Below are 5,573 nucleotides of genomic sequence, written 5' to 3' on the forward strand. Positions count from 1 at the left end.
TAAACGATAAAAAAACCATTCCAGGTAAAAATACCGGAATGGCTTTTAACTTACCTTCTTTATTTCTTGATCCAGCCCATACCCATGCCGCCTTCACCGATATGAGTACCAATGACAGGACCAAAATAGCTAAGTGAGAATTCTACGTTTGGATACAGGGCTTCCAATTCGGCCTTCCATTCCTTTGCTTCTTCCTCACGGTTGGCGTGGATTACGACAGCTTGATACTCACCTCCAAGAGTTACATCTTCGCCGAGCAATTCACTAATTCGCTTCAATGCTTTTTTACGGGTACGGATTTTTTCAAATGGAACAATCACGTTGTCGGCAAACTGAAGCAGCGGTTTAACTTGCAATAAACTGCCGAAGAAGGCAGCAGCACCGGAGAGGCGTCCGCCTCGCACCAAATGTGACAGGTCATCCACCATAAAATACGCGCGGGCAGTACTTCGCATATCTTCCAGCCGAGCCATAATGGCTTCGGGTGCTTCTCCCCTTAACGCCCACTCTGCAGCCTCAATAGCATAAAATCCTTGCACCATGCAGGTGATTTCTGAATCGAACGGGAAAACCTTAATGCTTTCGACCATTTTGCTGGCGCTGACGGCGCTTTGGTATGTACCGCTGATTCCACTTGATAAATGAATGCTAATGACCGCATCATAATCTTTAGCCAGCGATTCAAACAGTTCAACGAACTGACCGATAGGCGGCTGTGAAGTCGTTGGGAGTTCCTTACGCTTTACCTCATCATAAAATTCATTGGCAGTGATATCAATATCTTCCTGATAAACTTCATTCCCAAATATCACATTTAGAGGAATCATATGAATGTGGTATTTTTCACGGGTTTCTTTTGGAATATATGCGGTACTGTCCGTTACAATTGCCGTTTTCATATAGGTAACCACCCTTGTTTGTTTATTCAAAAATATTCCTATTTTACATTTTATATGATTTAAACCATAATTTCATTCGTTTCCCGTTTAAAAAAAGAACACGCAATGATTGCGTGCTTATCTTCACACTATTTATCGCACCTCTACCCAACCGTTTTTGATTGCCACAACAACGGCTTGGGTTCGGTCATTTACATTCATTTTTTGCAGGATATTGGAGACGTGGTTTTTCACAGTTTTTTCGCTAATAAATAATGCTTCCCCAATGCCACGGTTGCTTTTGCCATCAGCCAGCATTTGCAGAACTTCGCATTCACGGCGCGTTAATAAATGAAGCGGGCGTCGGATTTCCACCGCTTGCAAATAAGAACCGCTGCGGGCAACCCCTGCTGCCAGCTTGCGATATTCATTTACTAAATTGTGCGTAACCTTTGGATGTAAATAGGAACCACCTTCGGCCACGACACGAACCGCTTCGATCAGCGCATCGGCATCCATTTCTTTTAATAAATAACCGCTTGCCCCCGTCTGCAATGCATGGGTAACATAATTTTCATCATCATGAATCGATAAAATAATGACCTTTGTATCCGGATATTGCTCAATTAATTCCCGAGTTGCCTGAATGCCGTTTACTTGTGGCATATTAATATCCATAATGACCACATCAGGGCGATGCTCCTCAACAATTTTCAACGTTTCGCTGCCGTCATCACCCTCTGCAACAACTTCAAATGTTTCTTCAAATTCTAGTATTCTTTTAACACCTTCACGGAAAAGCTGGTGATCATCAATAATTGCAATTTTAGTAGTCAATGTTTACACCCCTTATCTTCTAAAGCTTTCTTAATTTGTTAATGGAACAAATATATTTACGGAAGTCCCTTTACCGATTCGGGAACTGAATGTGATTTCACCATTTAGCAAGTCAACACGTTCCCGCATTCCAATCATTCCAAACGAACCCGGTTTCTTCTGATTCGGATCAAAACCGACCCCATTGTCTTGAATTACTACCGATACAGCAGAATTCGTTATTTCTAATCTTACTTTGATTTCACTAGCATTGGCATGTTTTAGCGCATTTTGCACAGATTCTTGGATCAGCCGGAACAAAGAAACTTCATACTTTGTCGGCAACCGCTTCTCTAAACCAATGTTCACAAACATAATTTTGGAATGGTTATGATATTCTTCAATGGTTTGTAAGTATTTTCTAAGTGTTGGAACAAGACCTAAATCATCCAGCGCCATGGGCCTCAGATCATAAATAATGCGACGAACTTCATATAGGGCAGATCGAACCATCTTCTTTAAGCTTTTAATTTCCAAGAATGTCTCATCCGGACCTTTTTCACGGAAGACACGTTCCACTAGATCCGAGCGGACAATTACATTAGCAAGCATCTGCGCCGGCCCATCATGAATTTCTCTTGAGAGCCTGCGCCTTTCTTCTTCTTGAGCTTCAATAATTTTCAGACCGAGATCTTGCTTTGCTTTTGCCGTTTCATATGCCTCGCCAAACTCTTTTAAATCACTTTGCAAATAATTCATAACAACTGAAATTTGCGAAATCAGCTGATCGGCACGCTCAATGGTTTCCACTAATTTAACAAGTCTAGCCTCAAGCTCATTTCTTTTTTCAAGAAGCTGCTTTTTATACTGCCAGTTAATCGAAAGATCCATTTGATGCTGATGAGCATTTTCATACGCCTCCCGGACTTGTTCCTCCGAATAATTTTTAAAGCTCATACTGACTTCTGACAGTTTGGCTCTGGCCTGGCGCAGTTCATTCTCAAGCTGGTCGCCCTCTTCATGTAATTTGGACATCCTTTGTTTAATATTCATTAATTCATTCTTACTATTTTCATATTCTTGCCTGCATTGCTCGCTAATTCGGAAGATATCGCTTTTTGAACAAGTAACAGTATCGATCATTTCCTCGCGAATTTCATCAATTGACTTTACTTTGAGTTGATTCATTCTTATTCCTCCAAGGGGACTAATTTTCCCCTTTAGGTATTCAATCTAGGTTATTCTTCGTCAATTATTATGAAAAAAGTAGTATAATACCATTAGGTCACTACTTTTTAAGTGCCTAGATATACTTATTATACCATTCGAATTTTACACTTATATTAAAGGTATATTACATCCACTTTTTTAAAAAATTTTATTTAAATGAGCTATACACATAGATTTGATAACAAAATAAAAAGGAGTTTATGATGCTGTCCCGATATTATACTGTAAAAGCATACGGGGAACATGAAATAAACATTCAAAAATCCCGTTTTATTGCACATGTCCAAAGGGCCGAGTCAGAGCAGGAAGCGCAAGAATTCATTCAAAACATTAAGAAACGGCATTGGAATGCAACCCATAATTGTTCAGCCTATTTGATCGGCGAGAATGATCAGATCCAAAAAGCGAATGATGACGGTGAACCAAGCGGTACGGCTGGCGTGCCAATTCTTGAAGTACTGAAGAAAAGAAACCTGAAAGATACCGTTGTTGTCGTGACCCGTTATTTTGGCGGCATTAAGCTGGGGGCCGGCGGATTAATCCGCGCTTATGGAAAAGCAGCTTCCGAAGGCTTAGATGCAGCTGGAATTGTTGAACGAAGACTTACGCAAATTATCCATGTTCAAATTGATTACACTTGGTTGGGGAAATTGGAAAAAGAACTCCGCGCTTCTGATTATAAAATAAAAGAAATTCATTATTTGGATACGGTTGAAGTTGAAACATATGTTGACGACAACAAGGTACAGGCCTTCACGGACTGGGTCATCGAATTAACGAACGGCCAGTGCGTGATAACGCAAGGAGAAACTGTCTATTTGGAAGAAGAACATAGCAAAAATGTCTCTTTGTGATTGATTATATTTGTTCCATTTTAAGAGCACAATTCAAAAATCCACATGATGTTATTACTAATTTTTGATTCATTACCATAACAAAAAGGGCTCATGCTTAATGAGTCCTTTTATATGAATCCAGCTTTAGCGCTTTTCATTTTATGACCGATCCTTCGCAGACGACGTTCTAAACGTCTGCATGATATTTAACAATGGCCGATAATCTCTGCTGACAAGACCGATTTTTTCCGCAATTATTTCGATTAACACAACCACAATAGAGATTAACAACAACGCACCACCAAGACGGGCTTGTGAGTAAATGACCGCAACCAGACCAAAAAAGGCTGACATCGCATAAATAAGTAAAACCGTCTGCCGATGCGTAAAACCCATACGGAGCATACAATGATGTAAATGGGATTTATCAGGTGCAGACAATGGTTTTTTGTGAATGATTCTCCTTAAAATAGCAAAAAAAGTATCGAAAATAGGTACTCCAAGAATCATGATTGGGATCACGAACGAAATAAAGGTGACATTTTTGAAGCCAAGCAATGACAATACGGAAATAATAAACCCCAAAAAAAGGGCTCCCGTATCTCCCATAAAGATACTTGCCGGATGGAAATTGTAAAATAAAAAACCAAGTGTGCTTGCAAGCACAACTAACCCTACTGCCACGACATATACATTTCCTTGAAGCATGGCCATGCCAGAGATGGATATAAGTGCAATTGAAGAGACGCCCGCTGCCAAGCCATCCAAGCCGTCAATCAAGTTAATGGCATTCGTAATTCCGACAATCCATAAAATCGTTAATGGAATGCTTAATAAACCAAATTGGAGCTGCCCACCAAACGGCAAATTAATAAATACCACTTGAAGGTCACCTAAAAATATAACCGTGATCGCCGCAGCTAATTGCCCCAGTAGCTTAACCTTAGCAGAAAGCTCAAACAGATCATCACAAATACCAGTTATCACGATAATGAGACAACCCAGTAATATCGCTACGGAAGATTGAAACTCAGGTCTTAAAAGGATCATTCCTGCCATAAAACTGATAAAGATTGCGAGTCCTCCGAGACGCGGCATGATTGTTTGATGAACCTTACGCTGACTTGGACGATCTGTGGCGCCTATGAAGAAGGCAAGTTTTTTTATCAGCGGTGTCAAAAGGATGGAGAGCAAAAAACATACGATCAAAGTAAGAAAAAGCATGACAAATCCCCCTTGAAGTCAGTTTTTCCATTAAAACAAAAATAAAACTATATTCATACTGGTAAAAACCGAAAAAAGAAGCAATCGACGAAGGACTATCTTGCTTGATGACTTCTTTCACTCAAACATAAGGTTACTTAATTTAAAAATATTACATGATTCCTATACAGTCAAAAAAAGGCAGAAGGAAAAGTTTCATATGCAGCTTGTATGGAGAAAGGAACTTCCTACTTTGAAAGCTTTTCTTACAACTGTCATTAGCCCAAATTAAAACAAACACAAAATCATACGCATAAATCTGTACACAAGTGTTGCGTAAAAATTACCGGAATTTTCAGTATAATAACCTTTCCAATTTAGAGCCAAAAAGTTAAATACCTAAATAAAGGTGGCTTTGTCCATTTGGAAATTTATTTACAATTATACCTAAAGACCTGTGGACGACGACAAACTTGATCATTAACGGATGGCTTTTCCTTCAATCTTTCGAAGCCAAATATGCGCTGGTTTCCATAGTGCAGCCCTTAAATAACGGCTAATTTGTAGGACTTTTCGCTTACTTTGTGATTCAATTTGCGCTAGAACATGT

The 5,573-nt window shown here is 39.6% G+C and carries 5 protein-coding genes and 1 pseudogene; 1 reads left to right on the top strand and 5 read right to left on the bottom strand.

Going from position 1 to position 5,573, the window contains the following annotated elements; genetic code table 11:
- Positions 1 to 59: 59 nt before the first annotated feature.
- The 3 genes from BFU02S_RS14540 to BFU02S_RS14550 form a co-directional block, all read right to left on the bottom strand.
- Entirely contained in the window at positions 60 to 899 is an 840-nt protein-coding gene (locus BFU02S_RS14540) for a DegV family protein (protein ID WP_066372154.1), read from the bottom strand.
- A gap of 132 nt (positions 900 to 1,031) precedes the next feature.
- Entirely contained in the window at positions 1,032 to 1,715 is a 684-nt protein-coding gene (locus tag BFU02S_RS14545) for a response regulator transcription factor (RefSeq protein WP_066372157.1), read from the bottom strand.
- 30 nt (positions 1,716 to 1,745) lie between these two features.
- Positions 1,746 to 2,888 carry a sensor histidine kinase gene (locus BFU02S_RS14550; protein ID WP_439951017.1) on the bottom strand — a complete coding sequence of 381 codons (1,143 nt, stop codon included), beginning with the start codon at positions 2,886 to 2,888 and terminating at the stop codon, positions 1,746 to 1,748.
- Positions 2,889 to 3,127: 239 nt separating this feature from the next.
- Here BFU02S_RS14550 and BFU02S_RS14555 point away from each other — a divergent pair, with 239 nt between their 5' ends.
- Positions 3,128 to 3,778: a YigZ family protein gene (locus BFU02S_RS14555; protein ID WP_066372164.1), complete on the top strand. Its 651-nt coding sequence runs from the start codon at positions 3,128 to 3,130 to the stop codon at positions 3,776 to 3,778.
- A gap of 141 nt (positions 3,779 to 3,919) precedes the next feature.
- Here BFU02S_RS14555 and BFU02S_RS14560 read toward each other — a convergent pair whose 3' ends face one another.
- Both BFU02S_RS14560 and BFU02S_RS16870 read right to left on the bottom strand, forming a co-directional pair.
- Positions 3,920 to 4,984, bottom strand: a complete 1,065-nt coding sequence (locus tag BFU02S_RS14560; RefSeq protein WP_066372171.1) for a glycosyltransferase family 4 protein — start codon at positions 4,982 to 4,984, stop codon at positions 3,920 to 3,922.
- A 459-nt stretch (positions 4,985 to 5,443) separates the two neighbouring features.
- Positions 5,444 to 5,573 (bottom strand): annotated as a pseudogene (locus tag BFU02S_RS16870) (IS4 family transposase); the annotation flags it as partial.

Source organism: Neobacillus fumarioli NBRC 102428, assembly GCF_001591485.1.
Lineage (GTDB): Bacteria > Bacillota > Bacilli > Bacillales > Cytobacillaceae > Neobacillus > Neobacillus fumarioli.